We start from the raw sequence: 17356 nt of genomic DNA on the forward strand, positions 1-17356 counted from the left end.
GGGCGTCTCGGCAGCTACGGGGTCGTCGTCGGGCTCATCGTCTCCGACGGGGTCGGCGAGTCGGTCGTCGACTCCGTGTTGTTCGGATTCGGGGAGACCGTCATCGTGTCGTCCTCGTTCGCGGTCTCCTCGGTCGTGGATGTCGGCACCCCGGTGTCGGGGGAGATCGGGCTCTGGACGACCTCGTCGCCACCGCAACCGGCCAGGAGGAGAGAAGCAGCGAGTGCCGCGGAGGCGGCGAAGGCAGTCCGTAGGGCCTTGGCTGTTGGTGTCATGCGTCCAGTCAAGACAAGCCAGCTGGGAAGTTCGTTCCCCCTTGACACGGTGACGTGCGCTCGTTCTCACCGTCCTCATCCGCCAGGAGTCAATACTGACGGGAAACTCGGGTTGGCTTCCTACCGTTGGCGTCATGAGCGCAGCGAAGCACGACTCTGACCGGCACGGCATCTGGACAGCCCTCGGGCAGCGGACGACCGAGCACCCCGAAGCACTGAGCGTGGAAGCCGACGACGCCTACGACGTACTCGTCGTCGGCGCTGGGATAACGGGGCTCACGAGCGCCGTGCTGCTCGCCGAGTCCGGCCTTCGGGTCGGGGTGCTCGAGGCCCACGACCTCCGCGCATCGGCCACCGTCAACAGCACGGGCAAGCTGTCGCTCCTGCACGGCCAGACACTGGCATCGCTGCGCAGCAGGCGGGGCGACGAGGTCGCGGCCGCGTACGTGCACGGCAACATCGCAGCCATCGACTGGGCGAGGGCGTTCTGCGCCGAGCGGCACGTGCCGATGCAGGAGCGCACCTCCATCCTCTTCGCCCGCACCGAGCAGGGCGCGAAGCAGGTCGGGAAGCAGCGAGAGGCCGCCGAAGCGCTGCGTCTCCCCATCGGCGACCAGGTCGCCCGGGAGCTGCCGTTCGAGATCCTCGACGCCGTCACCCTCGACGGCGGCCTGCAGCTTAACCCCTACGAGCTCATCCTCGCGCTCCTCGAACGGGCCATCGAGCTCGGCGTGCACCTCTCCCTCAGCACGCGAGTCACGGGCGTCGACCACCACCGCACGCACGTCGACGTGCACGCGAGCCGCGCCGGCCGCGACCTCTCCGTGCGCGGCGCGCACGTCATCATCGGGACCGGCTTCCCCATCGTCGACCGCAGCGCCGAGTTCACGACCCTCACCGCGTACCGCTCCTACGCGCTCGGCTTCGAGACCGGGATGCCGCTGCTCACGGGCATGTACCTGGGCCTCGACAGCGAGACCATCTCGCTGCGCGAGTACACCACGGCGGGCCGACACCACCTCGTCGTCGGCGGGGCCGGTCACAAGGTCGGCGCCAGCGTCTCCTCCCGCGAGCGCGTGGATGGCCTCAGCCAGTGGGGCCAGGAGACGTTCGGGCTCGTGAGCCCCGAGAAGTACCGCTGGTCGGCGCAGGACTACGAGGAGCCGGACATGACGCCGTCCTCGGGCGTGGCCACGCCCGCCCATCCGCGCATCCTCTACGCCACGGGCTTCAACAAGTGGGGACTGTCGAACGGCATCGCCGCCGCCCACGATCTGCGCGGGCGCATCCTGGACAGCCGAGACGAGTGGATGCACACCCTCTACGATCGGCGCGTGACCGCTGCCACGGTGGGCGGCCTGGTCGCGCGGGGCGCGGAGGTCGGGGTGACCGCGGTCGGCGACTGGGCGCGAGCCGAGCTGTCTACGCCGGAGGCGCATCCGGCGGAGGGGGAGGGGAGCGTCGGCCGCTCGGGAGGCGTGCCGGTGGCCGTGAGCACGGTCGACGGCGTGACCCGCTCCGTCTCGGCGGTCTGCACGCACCTCGGCGGTGTGCTGCGCTGGAACGACGAGGACTGCTCGTGGGATTGCCCGCTGCACGCGTCCCGGTTCGCGCCTGATGGAACGCGAATCGAGGGGCCGGCGACGTCCGACCTTCCGTCTCGCGACGCCGACGAGGCGTAGCCGCGCATCCCCGAGCATCCGGAACGCGGGCCAGGGTAGCGGTGTCGGCCTTGTCGCGCTAGGAGAACGGCGCAATTGCTGGGCGGGGACAGACTAGAGGCACCCGTCGCCGGCCCCTGGCTCGATCCCCCGACTGGGCGTCCACGATGTGGACCCCTGGGCCAGGGGCCGTCGTCGGGGTGATCTGAGCAGGTCAGCCCGATGCCCCCGATGCGAAGCCAGGTCCTATGCGCTCCCACCTCTTCCAGCTGCTCGCGTTCGACGCGAGCGCGCTGCCGTTGCCGTTGGCGCTGCCGGCGGAGCCGCCGGTGGTCGCGGCGTTCCCGTCTTCCATCGATCTGATGGTCACGGGTGCGGTGGTGAGCGTGGCGGTGCTGTTCGTCGTCGGCGTCTGGGTCGCCGCGGCGATGCGGTTGCGCAGCGGGCAGCGGATGTCGTTGGACCTGGTGGGACGTGTGGAGCGGGCGCAGCGCATCAACCGCGCGGCCACCATCTCGACGCTGCTCGCCTCGGGCGCGATGATCGCGCTGCTGATCGTCTGGGTGGTCGTCAGCCTGGTCTGGCTCTCCTAAGGCGCCGACTGCGTTCCCCGGACCCGCTGGACGGACGGACGGAGCGGGCGCGACGTGGCGAGCCCGGCCGAGCCGCTCGGTCAGCGCGCGGGCCCGGAGATCTTCGCCCGCGAGCGGCGGGCCACGACGGAGCTCACACGACTCGTCGACGGCTTCTCGCCGATCGAGGCGCGACGGGTCGCGAGCTGCGCCTCGCCTTCGCAGCAGGCCGCGACAAGCGATTCGATCGCCCGCTCGAGCTGCACGTGCTGGCTGATCTCGATGCAGGTGTCCACCCGTGCGCCGCGGAGGACGACGTGCACACCCTCGACATCGACGATGAATCCGAGTGGCACCCCCTCGCGTTCGAGGGCGACGACGCCTGCCGTGGTCTGCGTGAGTTCGTATCCGGTCAATGCGGAGATGGGAATCATGGGGGAGCTCCTCTGCCGTTCCTGAAAAGCGTGACGGGGTGGTCTGGGAGGAGCTTGGAGATTTCCGGGTTTTCGACCGAGGGTGACGGCTGCTGCGGGGATCGCACCACCATGACCAGGCATTTTGTTGCCACCAGTGTTGTCGCTAGCTGACCCAAGAAATTTGCGCAAGCCCCTTGGGTAATTCGGTCCGAAGTCAGGGCGCGACGCGGTTGACCTCGAGATGCGCGGCACACTAGGCGGATGCGCGCACCGATCACCCCCTGGCGACGCCGGTTCCGTCGATGGCGCGAGCACAGTCGCCTTGTGCGCCTGTGGCGTCTCGCCCGCACCTCGGGCCCGGTCACGTTCACCGACAAGGTGCGGTACAAGATGCTGCGCGATCGGCGGCCGCTGATCGTGACGTTCGCGGACAAGGCTGCCGTGCGGGGGTACGTGGAGGCGGCCGTGGGAGCGCGCTACCTGCCCCAGGCCTACGGGGTGCTCGACGACCCTCGCGAGCTGGAGGCCCTCGAGCTGCCGGAGTCATACGTCGTCAAGCCGACCCACGGTTCGGGTGCGGTGGTCGTCGTTTCGCCCGCCGCGCCGGCGGAGGCGCGGCTGCCGGAACCCAGGTGGGGGTGGGTGTACGCGCACGTGCGGCCGGAGCACGCGAACCGTGAGCACCTCGCGGCCATCGGCGAGGGGTGGGTGTCGAAGCTGTACGGCCAGGGCCCCAACAAGGAGTGGGTGTACGGGCGGATGCCGCGCCGCGTGCTGGTCGAGGAGTATCTCGTCGGCGAGGACGGCGCGGTGCCGGAGGACTTCAAGTTCTTCGTGTTCCACGGGGTGGTCCACTTCGTGCAGGTCGACGGCGGGCGGTTCGGCGAGCGGACGCAGGATTTCTTCCGACCTGATTGGACGCACCTCGACATGTCGGGCGGTCTGCCCTGGCGGACGCCGACTCCGCCTCGACCGGCTCGTCTCGACGAGATGCTCGAGGTCGCAGCCAGGCTCGGTGCGGAGACCGACTTCGTGCGCGTCGACCTGTACCACCTGCCGGATCGGGTCATCTTCGGCGAGCTGACGAACTACCCGGCCGGTGGCGACAGTCCATTCGAGCCCGAGAGCTGGAACGCGGTCTTCGGCGAGCCCTGGCGGGTCCCGCGGCGCTACCGCTGAGGCGCCCCGCGCGCGCCGGGGTGCACAACCCCCAGGTCTGCTGCACACCCATCCGCAGACCTGGGCCTTGCGCATCACGCTGCGTACATCCACCTGTCCAACGCCCAGGTCTGTCGCAGGACGGCGGGCAGGTGTGCGGGGGCAGCCGAGCACGCAGGCGCACCTGCGCGCCCGCGAATCAGCTTGCGTCCGGGTGGCACCCAGGCGATCGCAGGATGCGCGGGGCACGGTGGGGGCGTTCGGCTCCCGGCCGGGCGCTCTCGACCTCCACAGCACCGCGGCGGTTGCCGCGCAGAAAGGACCACGATGTCGAACGCAGAAGTTCACGACTCGCATGATCTCGACGGCCCCGAGGAAGGCAGCGTCGGCGCAGGCGGCGCGACCGCCGACGGCGCCATCGATGAGGCCCTCGGCACTGACCAGCCCCTGACCTCGAACGAGGGCAGCGTCGGTGCGGGCGGGGCCAGCGCCGACGGGTCGCGCTCGGAGTAGCAGGACCCACTTCACGCGACGAAGGGCCGGTTGTCAGCTGAGGCTGACGGCCGGCCCTTGCTCGTCTTTCCGGCTAGCGCTCGATGCGACCGATGTAGTCGCGCAGGTTGCTGATGACGGTCTCGAGGTCGGTGCCCGTGGCCTGCGCGAGCTGGCCCGCGAGCCAGCTCTGGTTCAGCAGGGCGGCGCCGAGGATGTGGCTGTCCTCGATGCTCTCGTCGAGTTCCGTGGCCGGGGCGCCGAACGGCTCGAGGGCGAGCTGGAAGGCCAGCTCGTTGGTGACGGGATCCGAGGTGGCGTGCTGCGCGAGCACGGCGTCGAGCTGCACGTGCATGGCGCGGATGGCCTGCTCCGGAACCTGCAGGCTCGAGCTCTGCTCGGTGATCGCGGCGGCTCCGTACTCGGAATCGTGGTCCATCTCAGTGCCTTCCGTCGCTCGTCACGGCGAGCGCTTGCTTCTGGGTATGTGATCCGCGGGTGGCCGCGGCCGGCCCGCTGGGCAGGGGCATCCTGTTCGCACGGTAGGGGACTCGCCCCTGTGAGCAGCCGGTTTCAGTGCCGCATCCGATCGAATTCACCCCGTTCTTCACCACGCAGGCGTTCGGGTGCGCACCGTCAGCCGACGGTGATCGGGCCGCGCATGAACGCGACCTCTTGTCCGTCGACGGTGATGGAGCGACGCGCCCAGACGCGTGCCCTGCCCGTGTTCTCGACTGCGCGGAACACGAGCTGGTTGTCGAGGTTCGTGTGCGTCGCGGTCGCGGTGATCGGGCGCTGATAGGTGGTCACGTAGACGGAGCAGGTGACGCCGTCGATGCGAGTCGTGCCCGTGCGGGTGGGTGTCGACCACGCTCCGGAGTTGCCCCTCATGGGGGTCCAGGTGACGTTCGCGTCGCTGTAGAACGTGATGCTCGCGTTGGCGAGCTTCGTGCGCGCGCTCGTTCCCGTCACCCACAGGCCGCGCTCTGGAGGGGTGCCGCTGCCGTCGATGGTCAGGTGGTTGGTCGTGACCGGGCGCGGGGCGAACCCCTGGGACCACTGCGTGGTCTGCGTTGTCGTCATCGCGACCCACCCCTGGAGACCCTTCTCCAGCTCCTGGGAAGCTGCGGCGAGCGGTGCCGCGACAGCGACCGCGATGACGGGTGCTGACCAGGCTGCCGCGGTGAGCAGTGTGCGGCGACGGAGTTCTGGGGTTGGGGTGGGGGACGACATGGGGCTCCTCTGAGTAGACGTAGGAGTCGTTCAGGCGGCGCGTGCTCGCGGGCAACATAAATGAACGACGTTCACAATCATATGCTTGTAACTACAATGAATGCAAATGCATGTATTTTGGTGAGTGGCTTGCTCAGGAACTCAACCGGGCAGCCGAGGTAGTCTCACCGCGGCTCTGCGCCGGCCGGTTGCCCTCGGCTCCGAGACGCGAGCACACCAGCCCGTTGACACGACGCGGGCGCGTGCTTCCCCACCGGGGTTCGCGTGAGACTCCACGAGACGAGAGACCGTTGCCGCACACCGCACCCGTTCGCCTGCCCATCCCCGCCGATGCCGCACACGAGCGTGACCAGCGAGACTCGCAGCAGGTCGTTCCTGCCCCCACGCCGATCGAGCGGATCGTGGCGGCGCAGGCCCGCGGAGACTGGGATGCGGTCACGCAGCTCCTCGAGCAGCACTGGTCGTCGCTGCTGCGCACTTCACGCGCCGCGATGCGGGAGGTGGTGAACGCGCTGCCAGATGCCGTGCTGGAGGCGAAGTCGCGCTGGGCTGCAGCACGGCAGTACCTGAATTTCGCACCGGACGATGGGCGCGTGCGCCCGGCGCGTTTCGATTTCGAGGCGGCGCAGCCGAACGACGCCGGCGAGCTCATCGACGACCTGGCGCAGTACACCGGGCAGACGGCGCACGAACGGGGACAGGGGCATTTCCAGAGCGCCGCGACGATCGCCGAGACCGCGATCGAGGCGGTCAACCAGGCGTCGTCGGCCGAGATGAAGACCTTGCGTCCCCTCCTTCCCGGGTTGCGCATCCAGTGGGCGACGAGCCTCCTCTTCGCGGGCGACATCCGCGCCGCGCTGACCGAGTTCGAGGTCGCCTACGCTGACGCCGTCGCGTTCGACAGCGACCGGATGGCCACCGCGGCGGCCGGGTCGATCGCGCTCATCCACAGCCTCACGGGAGACCTCGTGCTGGCCCGTTCGTGGCTGCGGCGCCAGCCGACCGCGCTGAACGGCGGATTCGAGGGGCCGGGCGAGTTCGACGGCGGCCCTGGCGACGCGGTGACCGTCATGGGTGCGCTGGCCGCGGCGAACATCGCGATCGATGAGTTGAACGTCGAGGAGGCGCGGGCCTGGCTGGCGAAGGACCCCGGCGACGAGGTCGCCCCCGAGCAGTGGGCGCTGCGCCTCGGTGTCGCATCGCGCATGGAGGTGCTGAGCGGCGACCCGCTCGCGCAGTCGCTGCGCAACCGCGCCGCGGTGCGAGCCCGCCCAGCCCATCTCGTCGCGGACGGGCTGAACGGGTGGGCGCTCAGCTTCTCCGACGTCGGCATCCGCATCGCGTTGCGCGACGTGCGCGGAGCCACGGAGGCGATCGCGGCGCTCGACGCCGGCGACAGCGAGCTTCACCGGCAGGCCGCGCTGATCGCGCGCATCTGGAGGCTGGTGCGGGCCGGTGAGCACGTGCAGGCGGTCGCCGTCATGGAGTCTGTTCCGACCGACGAGCGCAGCCTGCGAGTCGGCATGGAGTTGCTGGCAGCCGCCACGATCATCCACCTCAGCGCCGGAGCGAAGGCGAGGGCCGCGGAACTGTTCCGCACCCTGACCACGATGGTCGCCGAACAGGGATTCAACGGGGTGCTGATGCGCTTCAGTGACGAGGACTACGAAGCCCTGTGCGCGAGCAGCGGCGTGCGACTCAAGGTTCGCGAAGCGAGGCGGGCGCTGGTCGGTGAGCTCCACACGACCGCGCAGGCCGCGGTGTCGGACATCCGCCTCACGGAGCGCGAACGCGTCGTGCTCCGCCACCTGCTCCAGGCCAGGAAGCTCAACGACATCGCCGCCATCGAGCACGTGTCACCCAACACCATCAAGTCGCAGCTGCGAACGCTCTTCAAGAAGCTCGGCGTCTCCTCCCGCGACGACGCCATCAAGGTGGGGCGACGCAACCCGGGCCTGTGGTCCGACGTCGGGCTGTGAGTCGCCGCTGCCCTGCAGGATGCTCGCTTCGCAGTGCCGCATGATGTTGCCATGCGAATCTCCCGCGCACGTGCCGTCGTCCTCGTCGCAGGCGTGGCGACCCTCGTCTCTGCGGCGCTCGCGGGATGCGCGTCCGATGGGCTGACGAGCGGCGAGCCTGGCTCGGAGGGGAACGCTGACGTCGTGCTGCCGCCCACGTCGGGCACGTTCGACTACCAGCTGGGGGAGCCGTACGCGATCGACGGTGGCATCGACGTCGTCGCCCGCGATTCGACGGCGACGCCAGAGCCCGGCGCGTACAGCATCTGCTACGTGAACGGCTTCCAGACCCAGCCGGGGGAAGCGGAGGCGTGGCTGGGGGAGCGCGGCGAGCTGCTGCTGCGCGACGCCAGCGGTGAGCCGGTCATCGATCCGGACTGGCCGGACGAGTACATCCTCGACCCGTCCACGAGCGGTCAGCGCGACGGGATCCTCGCGGTGATCGAACCCGTCATCGCCGGATGCGCGGAGGCGGGCTTTGACGCCGTCGAGATCGACAACCTCGACACGTACACGCGGTTCGACGGCATCGACGAAGCCGGCGCGCTGCAGCTCGCGCGCGCCTACGTCGACGCAGCACACGCATCCGGTCTCGCGATCGGGCAGAAGAACAGCGCCGAGCTCGCCGACCGCGGGCGCGACGAGCTCGGCTTCGACTTCGCCGTCACGGAAGAATGCAGCGCGTACGGGGAGTGCGGCACCTACTCCACGGCATACGGCGAGCACGTGCTGCAGATCGAGTACCTCGACAATCTGCCGGCGGCGGGCGCCGCAGCAGTGATCTCGACGGATGCGGTGTGCGGCGACCCGGATCGGGCGCCGCTCACGATCATCCGCGACCGGGATCTCCGCGCACCCGATTCCCCGAACTACTACCGGCAACAGTGCTGAGCCGGGCCTTCTCGTGACGTCGCGTTGCGACTTCACCGGATATTTACTTCGCTGAACTACCAACTTTTCCCCGGGGCGCTCTAGGCTTGGAGCATCCCCTCCAGGCGGCGATCCCTAGCCCGCCTGCCGCGACGACGACGTCGGCTTCGGGCGCTTCTTCGCGACTGAACGCCGACCCGCGTCGCGGACTCCCGCAAGCCGAAACGGACTTCATGAACGACGATCTTTCCCCTGAGACCGCCACCCCCGCCACCAGCCGCCGCACGGTCCTCACCGCTGCCGCCTGGTCGACACCCGTCATCGCCGTCGCCGCGGCGACGCCAGCGCAGGCCGCGTCGCGGTGCTCGGCGCAGAACGTGTCGCTGAACTGGGCGAACACGACCGCAACCGGGCCGATCCCAGCCGAGGACACCAACGCCACCATCACGCGCCAATTCCTGTTCGCACAGACCGCGCAGACATCGCCGGCGCTCCCGAACATGAACGTGAGTGTCACGCACAGCTTCACCGGTGCTGCACGATCTGCGAACGTCACCACGTCCGGCACCGTCTCCGTTCTCGCTCAGAATGCCACTCGCACCGGCACGAACAACAACGGGAACGGCATCGGCCCGGTCGGTGGAACCGGCCAGCCCGGCTACACCATCTCCCAGCGCATCACCGCCGCGAGCGCCACGGCTCGCGGTGTCGGTCCGGTGACCGTGAACGACTACCAGGACGTCCTCATCAACTTCAACGAGGACGTCTCGAACGTGCGCTTCACCATCAGCGACATCGACCGGTCTTGGACGACCACGACGCGCGACTTCGTCGACGGCGTCACCGTCATCGCGACGAACGCGGCGGGGGTCAACGTCCCCGTCGTCCGCACCTCGCCGATCACGAACACGAGCATCGTCGGCGCGGGCACGGCCGACAGCCCCTTCTACCGTAACGTCGAGGGAAACGTGTCCGAGGCGGGTGACCTCGGAAACCTGAGGCTCATCGCGGGCGGGCCATCGCCTCGACAGGCGCTCCGCACCATCCGCATCCGGTACCGCAACCGCGGCTACCTGGAGGCGGGATCGAACGTCAGCAACACGGACAACAACCAGACGATCTTCCTCACGGGCCTGGTCGTCGACCGGGGCACGCGCGTCTGCTGAGCCGTTGTTGGCCGTCGGCACCCGCGCTTCGGGTGCCGACGGCATCTCTTTGCTGATGATGCTGATAATGCGAATCAGGCCGCACTGGTTTGGTCGTGTGACACCACTCGATTCGTGACTCGCAACGAAGAATTCACCTTCCTTATTTGTTGTTTTGTTGGGTTCCGGCATAAACTGAAGACTCCCCGACCTGGCTGCTCGCTCTCCTGCTGACGCGGCCGATCTGCCTAAGCATCTTCTTGTGCGCCGGTTCGAGCTGAATGGAATCCCCCGCCATGTCCCAATCCCCTACTTCTGAGCGCTCCGGCTCCATCGACCGTCGCCGCATCCTGCAGGGTGCGGCTTGGACGGTCCCCGTTGTGGCCGTTGCCGCGGTCGCCCCCGGCGCCTCCGCATCGCCGTGCACGCTGCAGTACCCCGGCTCCGTGCGCTTCCAGGCCACGACCGGTGCGGGAGCTCAGCCGGTCAACTACACGCGCGGTGCCGGGAACAGCACGACCGCCGGCAGCGCCCCGGTGACGCTCGTCGGTGCTCCGGCACAGGTGACTCCGCTCAACGTCACCTTCACGAGCTCCGCTATAAGCGCCGGATACACGAGGGCCGCGTCGAACTTCAGCATCAGCACCCCCACGGTCGCGGGTGGAGGTGCGGGCACGCAGGGCCGCTTCACGATCCAGCAGACGTCGCCGGCGGGAGCGACGGGTGCCAACATCGGTCAGACCGTGACGATCAACTTCGGCCGTCCAGTGCGCAACCTGCAGTTCGACATTCTGGGCTTCACCAGGTCGTCCGCGACCTACAGCGATGCGGCAGTGCTCACGGGCGGTACCTTCACGGTTGGAGCGACTGGATCGCAGGTGTCCGGTCTCGGAACCGCAACTTCCCCCTGGGTGACAACCGCAGAGAACGCGAGCCAGGGCCAGACAACGGCAGCGAACTCCGTCACAGGTGTGACGTTCGCAGGTCCGGTTTCCTCCATCACGCTTCGCTACTACTCGACCGCAGGTACTGGACAGGGGCAGGCGATCTTCCTGAGCAACATGACGTTCACGGCGAGCTGCTTCTAAGCACCCCATGTCGCTCAAAGCCCGCGCATCTCATGGATGCGCGGGCTTTCGCGTTGCGGAGACGGGTGAAAAGATCCGGGCGATGCCTGGGGTGTCTGGGTGTTCGGAGGAGAAAATGGACGAGCTACCAACCTTCCAATAGGTTGGTAGGTACCCCCCGTCTTGTCGCCCCACCTGGTGAGCGACCCCTCACGAATGCGACTCTCTTGATCGAGAACCCCACCGCCCCCATCCGATCCACCCGCCGCTCCGTGCTCACGGCCGCGGCCTGGAGCGCGCCGGTCATCGCCGCCGCGGTCGCCGCACCCATGGCATCCGCTTCGCCGTGCACGATTTCGCGCAATGGAACTGTGGCCTTCACGACCACGGGACGCAACTACAATCGCAACGCGAACACGACCAGCGGCGTGGCGACTGTCACCCTGCAGGGCGCCGTCACCGGGGACACCCCAGTTCGCGTGGACTTCGTCAGCTCGTTCGCGAACCTCACGACCGGCACCACCGCGCAGCGCGTGACCTACGCCCCGCTCGCAGGCAACCTGCAGCCCACCGACAACGGCCTCGATCTCTTCCACAGCAAGACGGGGACAAACTCCAGCTCCCTGTACGGGCAGAAGGTGACAATTTCCTTCGACCGCACCGTCCGCAACCTGCGGTTCCGTCTGGCGGAGTTTTCGACCAGCTCGACCAACAACAACGTCTTCGTCGACGGTGCTTGGGTGAACCTGCCGCCCACGAGCGTCACGGGCACCACCACGGTGTCGGGGCTCGGTACTCAGCAGTCCCCATGGATCGCGCCTGCCAACTCCACCTCAGGACAGATGCTGTACAAGGAACTCACGTACGCGACCATCCCGTTCGGGACGTCGCTGGTGGTGCACTTCTACTCCAGCAACGCGACTGCGACTAACCAGCAGGGTCTCTATATTCAGAACATGAGCTTCAGCTCGTTCGGACGCGTCAACTGCGGCTGAGTCACTCGGGCACGCACGCCACGCGCAGAGTCACACGGCAGTCAGCTGGGTGTGAACAGAACGGGCCGCCGAACGAGTCGCAGGGGCCGTCCGCACTCGTCTCTGATGTTGCCTTCGGCATCTCGCATCTCGCATCTTGTCGCCGGGTACCCGGGCATCTACAGTTAATGCACCTGTACGTCGAGTTCCCCCTGACGTATGCACCACCTGTCCTGCTCCAACTCCTCCGCTGAGCAAAGGCCTGCTGTGCACAACTCTTCCGCCTCCCGTCAGGGACCACTCGAGAAGTCGACCGATCGCCGTTCGTTGATTCGGAACACCGCGTGGGCGGTGCCTGCGATAGCGGCTGCCGTTGCGGCGCCGCTCGCGTCCGCATCGACGACAGCCGACATCGACGTGGGCGCGTATGTGAACCGCGGAACGTGCGGAACTCTCGGTCTTATCAACCCTGGTTTCACCCTGACCGCGTCCTCGGCTGTTCCCCTGCCGGTTGACACGACCATCACGATCATCGGAAGCGGGGTCGCGAACATCGGAACGTTCAGCGCGTCAGGCGGGACGGCTTCGATCACCACGCTCAGTGGCACCGCGCGGCAAGCAGTCCTCACTGCACCGCTTGCCGCAGGCGAGACACTCGCCTTGCGAACCACGCTGTCCATCAGCGTCGCCTTCAGGTTGAACGCGGTCGTGTCCCTCCCGAGCGGATACATCGGCACCGGCGCGAAGTCGGCCGCCTTCGTGTCCTCGACGCTCATCCTCTGCAGCGCGAACTAGAACCTCGTCGATGGAGGCGCACACGGCGCATGCAGATCGCCCCGAGCATCCGAGTGGATGCGCGGGGCGATTTCGCGTCTGGGGCGGCGGGCCGGTTGCTAGCGTCCCGTCGGCTGGTACTCGCTGACCGTGTCGGCCGCGAGGTGCTGCTTGAGGTCGGCGATGCTCACCGTGTCCAGGAAGACGACGGACTGGTCACCGACCATGCCGGTGCCGTTCGTCGGCAGGGTGAAGCTCCGGACGTTGCTGCCGCGGATGTCGCGCATCGAGAAGCCCAGGTTCGCCATGGTGGTGAGATCAAGGGAGTCGCTGACGCCGACGTAGGGCGTGAACTGCGTGATGATGTTGTTGATCTTGCCCGGATCTGTGAGCGTCTCAGCGCTGAGCATCTTGTCGAGCACCGCCTTCAGCCATGCCTGCTGGTTGCGCACGCGCTGGTAGTCGCCGTCGGTGAAGGCGTAACGCTCTCGTACGAAGGCCAGCGCTTCCTCGCCCGTCAGGGTGATGGGACCAGCTTCGAACGTCTTGCCCTTCATGTGCGAGGAGTTGAACGCGACGTCGTTATTGATTGTGACGCCGCCGAGTGCGTCGGTGATGCCGGCAAAGCCGTCGAAGTCGACGACGGCGACGTGGTTGATGCGCTGCCCGAGCAGCCCCTCGACGGTCTGGACGACGAGCGGAACGCCGCCGAACGAGAGCGCGGCGTTGATCTTGGCCTCACCGTGGCCGGGGATCGCGAGCCAGCTGTCGCGCATGATCGACATGATCTGGACGTCGCTGCGGTCAGCGGGGATGTGCACGAGCATCATCGTGTCGCTGCGGCTGCCGAGGTCGGTCATGATCGACGGGCTGCCGGGTGCCCGCGAGTCGCTGCCGAGAAGGAGGATGTTGACCGGTTCGCCGGCGTCGGTCACGACCTGCTCCGGTCGGCCTTCGTACTCGCCCGGGTCGCCCTCGAACGTCTCGATGGCGTCGATCCTCGATTGCACGTTCCACCAGACGATCCCTGCGCCCGCGACGGCTGCGACGAGGATTCCGACGAGCGTCCACAGCAGGATCTTCGGGCCGCGCCGCTTCTTCTTGCCGTCCTCGCGTGCACCCCTGCGGGTGCCGTCCGAGCTGCCGGCTGCGTCGTGCTCGAAGAGATCTGAGAGGGCGTCGTCGTCGCTTCGGGGGCGCGACGAAGCCTGGCCTGGGGTCTGCTCCATGCAGGCGAGTATGACACGGGCAACGTTTCGAGCACGATTCAGGCCAGCGGGCCTCAGTGAGCGTCGCATTTCGATTCATCTGCGACGTGAATGCACACCGAACATGTTTCGGCCAGGAAAACACGCCCACGATGCGCAAAAAAGACCGGGGTAACCCTTTCGTTATGCGTGAACGTTGGGATAGTCTCAGCTGGCACCCAGGATCTCTATGACGAGCCACAGGCCCGAACAGAGCGCGGCCAGTGGCGGCGGAGACCCGAAGCGCATAGCCGTTGCCCCCAAGCGGTGTGCGCACCAAGAAGTACTCATCTCTTATTGGAGCACACGTGACGCCTCCCTCCTCAGGGCCCGCTACCGCGCAGATCCCGGTCGTGACGACCGACGACACTCGCGACAGCGCTTCACTGCCCTCGGTTGAGCCGCACTTCGCGCAGACTGCCGCGGAGCCGAACGCCCGCGTGCAGCGCACGCTCAAGCGCCGCGCCAACTGGCGTAAGGGCTACGCCCGTCTGCTGGTCATCACCGACCTCGCTGTCCTCGCCGTGGTCATGCTGGGCGCTCAGCTCGTCTGGCTCGGCGGCGGCAACGCGGCCGTTCCCGCCGGCGGCAACGCCGTCATCGACAGCGATGTCTCCTACTGGCTCGTGTCCGCCGTCATCGTCGCTGGCTGGGCCTGGATGCTGTCCCTCTTCGACACCCGCGACTACCGCATCCTCGGCTCCGGCTTCGAGGAGTACCGGGGCGTCTTCAACGCGTCGCTCATGCTCGCGGGAATCGTGTCGATCTTCGCGTACCTCACCGCGTTCGAGCTCGCCCGCGGATACGTGCTCATCGCGTTCCCGGTCGGCACGGTCGCGCTCGTGCTCTCGCGCTGGATCGGCCGCCAGTGGCTTGTCCGTCAGCGCAAGGGCGGCAACCTGCAGGCTCGCGTGCTGCTCGTCGGCTCGCGATACTCGGTGCTCGACCTCAACCGCGACCTGTCGCGTCGTGAGGCTGCCGGCTACAACGTCGTCGGCGCCTGCCTCATCGACGGCAAGAGCGGTGAGCTCGACCCGAACGCTCCCGACTTCCTGCCAGGCACCGACGTGCCGGTCGGTGGAAACCCGGAAGACCTCGCGGGGTCACTCGACGCCATCGGCGCCGACACCGTGGTCATCGCCGGCAACGATGTCACCTCGACGCAGTGGCTGCGCGAGGTGGGCTGGGACCTGCACCCGGACCGCCACTTCCTCATCGTCGCCCCGGGCCTGCTGGATGTGGGCGGCCCCCGCATCGTCACGCGCCCGGTCGCGGGCCTCCCGCTGCTGCACGTCGACTCCCCGAAGTTCACGCGCATGGGCCTCCTGCTCAAGCGTGCCTTCGACGTCCTCGTGTCTGGTCTCCTTATCCTCGTCCTCTCCCCGCTGCTCATCGGGACGGCGATCGCGGTTGCCGTCACGTCGCCCGGTGGCGTCTTCTTCAAGCAGGAGCGTGTCGGCTACAGCGGCCAGCGCTTCACGATGTGGAAGTTCCGCAGCATGCGCGCCGACGCCGAAGAGGTGCTCAAGAAGCTGCAGAGCGAGCGCCGCGACGCGGGCAACGACATCCTTTTCAAGATGAAGGACGACCCGCGCATCACGAAGGTCGGCAAGTTCATCCGCCGGTACTCGATCGACGAGCTCCCGCAGCTGTTCAACGTCTTCGGCGGTTCCATGTCGCTTGTCGGTCCCCGCCCGCCGCTGGACCGTGAGGTCAAGCAGTACGAGGACCACGTGCACCGTCGCTTCATGGTGAAGCCGGGCATCACGGGTCTGTGGCAGGTCAGCGGCCGCTCCAACCTCACGTGGGAAGAGACCGTGCGCCTCGACCTCTACTACGTCGAGAACTGGTCGATGGCCGGCGACTTCGTCATCCTCTTCCGCACGGCCCGCGCGGTCGTCGCGAGCGAGGGCGCCTACTAGGGGTTCTCCCGAAGCTGCCTGGAGCGGCGGTGGTCCACGACGTGGACCGCCGCCGCTTTGCTCGTGTATGGCCGTGACGCGTTCCGAGCATCCCCGATGAACAGTAGGCTGGCGGGATGGACCAGGGGACAGGCGAGCGGCTTGGAGTGAGCGGCGAGCTCTTCGACGCCGTCGTCGCCCCGGTCGAGTCGCTTGCGCTGGTCAGGGACGACGAGAGCGGTGATGTCACCGTCCTGTCGCTGACGGATACCGACTGCAAGCCGCTCGTGCTGAGCGGCACCGCGGCGGTCATCTGGGACGAGCTCGACGGACAGCGTTCGCTGCGCCTCATCGTGCGTGAGCTCGCCGACGACTACGAGTTGGACGAGCAGGTCATCGGGGAGCAGGTGCTGACATTCGTGGCGCAGCTGCTCGATGCGCGCCTGCTGCAGCAGCGGAACGCCCAGACGGCCGCTGACTGAGCCTGCGGCGGAACGTCAGCGCTCGTCTCAGCGCTCGTCTCAGCGCTCGTCGAAGGCTCGCAGGTCGCGGCGAGCCTGCACGATGCCGTGGAGCCCTCGGCTCACACGCCTCCACCAGGCTTGCCGGAGGCTGATGGCACCGTTGCGGAGGTCGGGGTCGATCGCCTCGAGGTCTGCGCGTGCGGGGAAGAAGGCGCGCGCGGCGATGCCAGGCTTCTCGAGCAGCGGCGCGCGCTGCAGCTTGAGCATCCACCCCGTCATCGCGTGCTCGGCCTTCGCGTTGAGACGCCAGAGTCGCAGGGGCTCGCTCGCCGCTGAGTTCGGCACGAGCGGCACGTCGTGCCCCAGATCGATGAGGAAGCGGCGCGCGGTCTGCGTGGAGTCGGTGCCGACCGCGTCCTGGAGGATCTGCTCGGAGAGCGAGGCTGTTGTGCGCGCCCCGGCGATGTACTCGGAGTCGGTGCCCTGCATTCGCTTGAGGGCCTCGACGAGTTCCGTGTACTCCGTCATCTGTCGAGAGTCGTCTGAGACCTGGCCCTCCTCGCGCAGGGAGTGGAGCGCGAGTACAAGGGCGCTGCCGGCGATGTCGGGGGTGTCGATGGGGTGTCCGGCGACGTTGACCTGGATGCGGTGCAGCCACAGCCGGTCGAAGGCGCTCTGCGGGTTGCCGAGGAACCCGGGCCAGTAGTGGTGCACGTCGATGTCGTTGGGCCAGGACTCGTGGATGAGGGTGCGCGAGTGCTGCTCGAGGAGCTTCGGGAAGTCGGGCCATGGGCGCGGCGTCCAGCCGTAGACGGCGAGCGCCTCGATGAAGTCCTTCGCCCGCGTGGGTTCGACGATGATGTCGACGTCGGTGGAGTACCTGCGAGTGCGCAGGCCGAGGTCGGCGGAGATCGGTCCCTTGATGACGAGCATCCTGATGCCCTGGTCGCGGGCAACATGCTGTGCGAGGGCCGTCGACAGCGCAACTCCATCGCTCACCGAGAAGGCGATGGTCGCTGCGTCCGAAGACGCTTCAGCTGGTGCCACTGAAGTCCTTACCTGTGAGCTGCGGGTCTGGAGGACTCGCAA

Annotated in this window: 18 protein-coding genes; 11 read left to right on the top strand and 7 right to left on the bottom strand. The window is 67.8% G+C overall.

Annotated features, from left to right (window positions below; translation table 11 throughout):
• Positions 1-14: 14 nt before the first annotated feature.
• Positions 15-275 (bottom strand): hypothetical protein, encoded by a 261-nt coding sequence (locus HDC34_RS05120; protein ID WP_179556114.1) that lies wholly within the window; start codon positions 273-275, stop codon positions 15-17.
• 134 nt (positions 276-409) lie between these two features.
• Between HDC34_RS05120 and HDC34_RS05125 the strand changes: the two genes are divergently transcribed.
• On the top strand, positions 410-1957 hold the full coding sequence (locus tag HDC34_RS05125; protein ID WP_179556115.1) for an FAD-dependent oxidoreductase: 1548 nt from the start codon (positions 410-412) through the stop codon (positions 1955-1957).
• 227 nt (positions 1958-2184) lie between these two features.
• Positions 2185-2529 (top strand): hypothetical protein, encoded by a 345-nt coding sequence (locus HDC34_RS05130; protein WP_179556116.1) that lies wholly within the window; start codon positions 2185-2187, stop codon positions 2527-2529.
• Positions 2530-2609: 80 nt separating this feature from the next.
• Here the strand turns inward: HDC34_RS05130 and HDC34_RS05135 are convergent, their stop codons facing one another.
• Entirely contained in the window at positions 2610-2942 is a 333-nt protein-coding gene (locus HDC34_RS05135) for a hypothetical protein (protein WP_179556117.1), read from the bottom strand.
• A 243-nt stretch (positions 2943-3185) separates the two neighbouring features.
• Here HDC34_RS05135 and HDC34_RS05140 point away from each other — a divergent pair, with 243 nt between their 5' ends.
• Both HDC34_RS05140 and HDC34_RS05145 read left to right on the top strand, forming a co-directional pair.
• A complete protein-coding gene (locus HDC34_RS05140) occupies positions 3186-4103 on the top strand; it encodes an ATP-grasp fold amidoligase family protein (protein WP_179556118.1) in 918 nt (305 codons plus the stop codon).
• A gap of 306 nt (positions 4104-4409) precedes the next feature.
• Complete coding sequence (locus HDC34_RS05145; RefSeq protein WP_104310983.1) at positions 4410-4595, top strand: hypothetical protein; 186 nt, start codon at positions 4410-4412, stop codon at positions 4593-4595.
• A 73-nt stretch (positions 4596-4668) separates the two neighbouring features.
• On the opposite strand, the gene HDC34_RS05150 is transcribed toward HDC34_RS05145, so the two are convergent.
• The gene (locus HDC34_RS05150) at positions 4669-5013 is read right to left on the bottom strand and encodes a hypothetical protein (RefSeq protein ID WP_179556119.1); all 345 of its coding nucleotides are present in this window, start codon (positions 5011-5013) and stop codon (positions 4669-4671) included.
• A gap of 197 nt (positions 5014-5210) precedes the next feature.
• A complete protein-coding gene (locus tag HDC34_RS05155) occupies positions 5211-5807 on the bottom strand; it encodes a hypothetical protein (protein ID WP_179556120.1) in 597 nt (198 codons plus the stop codon).
• A gap of 290 nt (positions 5808-6097) precedes the next feature.
• Between HDC34_RS05155 and HDC34_RS05160 the strand changes: the two genes are divergently transcribed.
• From HDC34_RS05160 to HDC34_RS05180, 5 genes are all read left to right on the top strand, one after another.
• Positions 6098-7786, top strand: a complete 1689-nt coding sequence (locus HDC34_RS05160) for a LuxR C-terminal-related transcriptional regulator (RefSeq protein WP_179556121.1) — start codon at positions 6098-6100, stop codon at positions 7784-7786.
• A 51-nt stretch (positions 7787-7837) separates the two neighbouring features.
• On the top strand, positions 7838-8716 hold the full coding sequence (locus HDC34_RS05165) for an endo alpha-1,4 polygalactosaminidase (protein WP_179556122.1): 879 nt from the start codon (positions 7838-7840) through the stop codon (positions 8714-8716).
• A 212-nt stretch (positions 8717-8928) separates the two neighbouring features.
• A complete protein-coding gene (locus HDC34_RS05170) occupies positions 8929-9861 on the top strand; it encodes a hypothetical protein (RefSeq protein WP_179556123.1) in 933 nt (310 codons plus the stop codon).
• A 275-nt stretch (positions 9862-10136) separates the two neighbouring features.
• On the top strand, positions 10137-10928 hold the full coding sequence (locus HDC34_RS05175; RefSeq protein ID WP_179556124.1) for a hypothetical protein: 792 nt from the start codon (positions 10137-10139) through the stop codon (positions 10926-10928).
• A 206-nt stretch (positions 10929-11134) separates the two neighbouring features.
• Positions 11135-11902: a hypothetical protein gene (locus tag HDC34_RS05180; RefSeq protein ID WP_179556125.1), complete on the top strand. Its 768-nt coding sequence runs from the start codon at positions 11135-11137 to the stop codon at positions 11900-11902.
• A gap of 269 nt (positions 11903-12171) precedes the next feature.
• On the opposite strand, the gene HDC34_RS05185 is transcribed toward HDC34_RS05180, so the two are convergent.
• Both HDC34_RS05185 and HDC34_RS05190 read right to left on the bottom strand, forming a co-directional pair.
• Complete coding sequence (locus tag HDC34_RS05185) at positions 12172-12657, bottom strand: hypothetical protein (RefSeq protein WP_179556126.1); 486 nt, start codon at positions 12655-12657, stop codon at positions 12172-12174.
• A 117-nt stretch (positions 12658-12774) separates the two neighbouring features.
• Positions 12775-13884 (bottom strand): LCP family protein, encoded by a 1110-nt coding sequence (locus HDC34_RS05190; protein WP_179556127.1) that lies wholly within the window; start codon positions 13882-13884, stop codon positions 12775-12777.
• A gap of 326 nt (positions 13885-14210) precedes the next feature.
• On the opposite strand from HDC34_RS05190, the gene HDC34_RS05195 reads away from it, so the two are divergent.
• Entirely contained in the window at positions 14211-15824 is a 1614-nt protein-coding gene (locus tag HDC34_RS05195) for a sugar transferase (protein WP_308807270.1), read from the top strand.
• Between the two features lie 116 nt (positions 15825-15940).
• Complete coding sequence (locus HDC34_RS05200; RefSeq protein ID WP_179556128.1) at positions 15941-16285, top strand: PqqD family protein; 345 nt, start codon at positions 15941-15943, stop codon at positions 16283-16285.
• A gap of 39 nt (positions 16286-16324) precedes the next feature.
• Here the strand turns inward: HDC34_RS05200 and HDC34_RS05205 are convergent, their stop codons facing one another.
• The gene (locus tag HDC34_RS05205; protein ID WP_179556129.1) at positions 16325-17314 is read right to left on the bottom strand and encodes a nucleotidyltransferase family protein; all 990 of its coding nucleotides are present in this window, start codon (positions 17312-17314) and stop codon (positions 16325-16327) included.
• Between the last annotated feature and the right edge of the window lie 42 nt (positions 17315-17356).

Source organism: Pseudoclavibacter sp. JAI123, assembly GCF_013409665.1.
Lineage (GTDB): Bacteria > Actinomycetota > Actinomycetes > Actinomycetales > Microbacteriaceae > Pseudoclavibacter.

Coding starts and splice junctions, on each gene's coding strand:
- HDC34_RS05175 (WP_179556124.1), top strand. CDS start 10,137: ATGTCCCAATCCCCTACTTCTGAGCGCTCCGGCTCCATCGACCGTCGC.
- HDC34_RS05185 (WP_179556126.1), bottom strand. CDS start 12,657: ATGAGCGTCGAGGACACGAAGGCGGCCGACTTCGCGCCGGTGCCGATG.
- HDC34_RS05135 (WP_179556117.1), bottom strand. CDS start 2,942: ATGATTCCCATCTCCGCATTGACCGGATACGAACTCACGCAGACCACG.
- HDC34_RS05150 (WP_179556119.1), bottom strand. CDS start 5,013: ATGGACCACGATTCCGAGTACGGAGCCGCCGCGATCACCGAGCAGAGC.
- HDC34_RS05170 (WP_179556123.1), top strand. CDS start 8,929: ATGAACGACGATCTTTCCCCTGAGACCGCCACCCCCGCCACCAGCCGC.
- HDC34_RS05145 (WP_104310983.1), top strand. CDS start 4,410: ATGTCGAACGCAGAAGTTCACGACTCGCATGATCTCGACGGCCCCGAG.
- HDC34_RS05165 (WP_179556122.1), top strand. CDS start 7,838: ATGCGAATCTCCCGCGCACGTGCCGTCGTCCTCGTCGCAGGCGTGGCG.
- HDC34_RS05140 (WP_179556118.1), top strand. CDS start 3,186: ATGCGCGCACCGATCACCCCCTGGCGACGCCGGTTCCGTCGATGGCGC.
- HDC34_RS05130 (WP_179556116.1), top strand. CDS start 2,185: ATGCGCTCCCACCTCTTCCAGCTGCTCGCGTTCGACGCGAGCGCGCTG.
- HDC34_RS05120 (WP_179556114.1), bottom strand. CDS start 275: ATGACACCAACAGCCAAGGCCCTACGGACTGCCTTCGCCGCCTCCGCG.
- HDC34_RS05155 (WP_179556120.1), bottom strand. CDS start 5,807: ATGTCGTCCCCCACCCCAACCCCAGAACTCCGTCGCCGCACACTGCTC.
- HDC34_RS05125 (WP_179556115.1), top strand. CDS start 410: ATGAGCGCAGCGAAGCACGACTCTGACCGGCACGGCATCTGGACAGCC.
- HDC34_RS05190 (WP_179556127.1), bottom strand. CDS start 13,884: ATGGAGCAGACCCCAGGCCAGGCTTCGTCGCGCCCCCGAAGCGACGAC.
- HDC34_RS05200 (WP_179556128.1), top strand. CDS start 15,941: ATGGACCAGGGGACAGGCGAGCGGCTTGGAGTGAGCGGCGAGCTCTTC.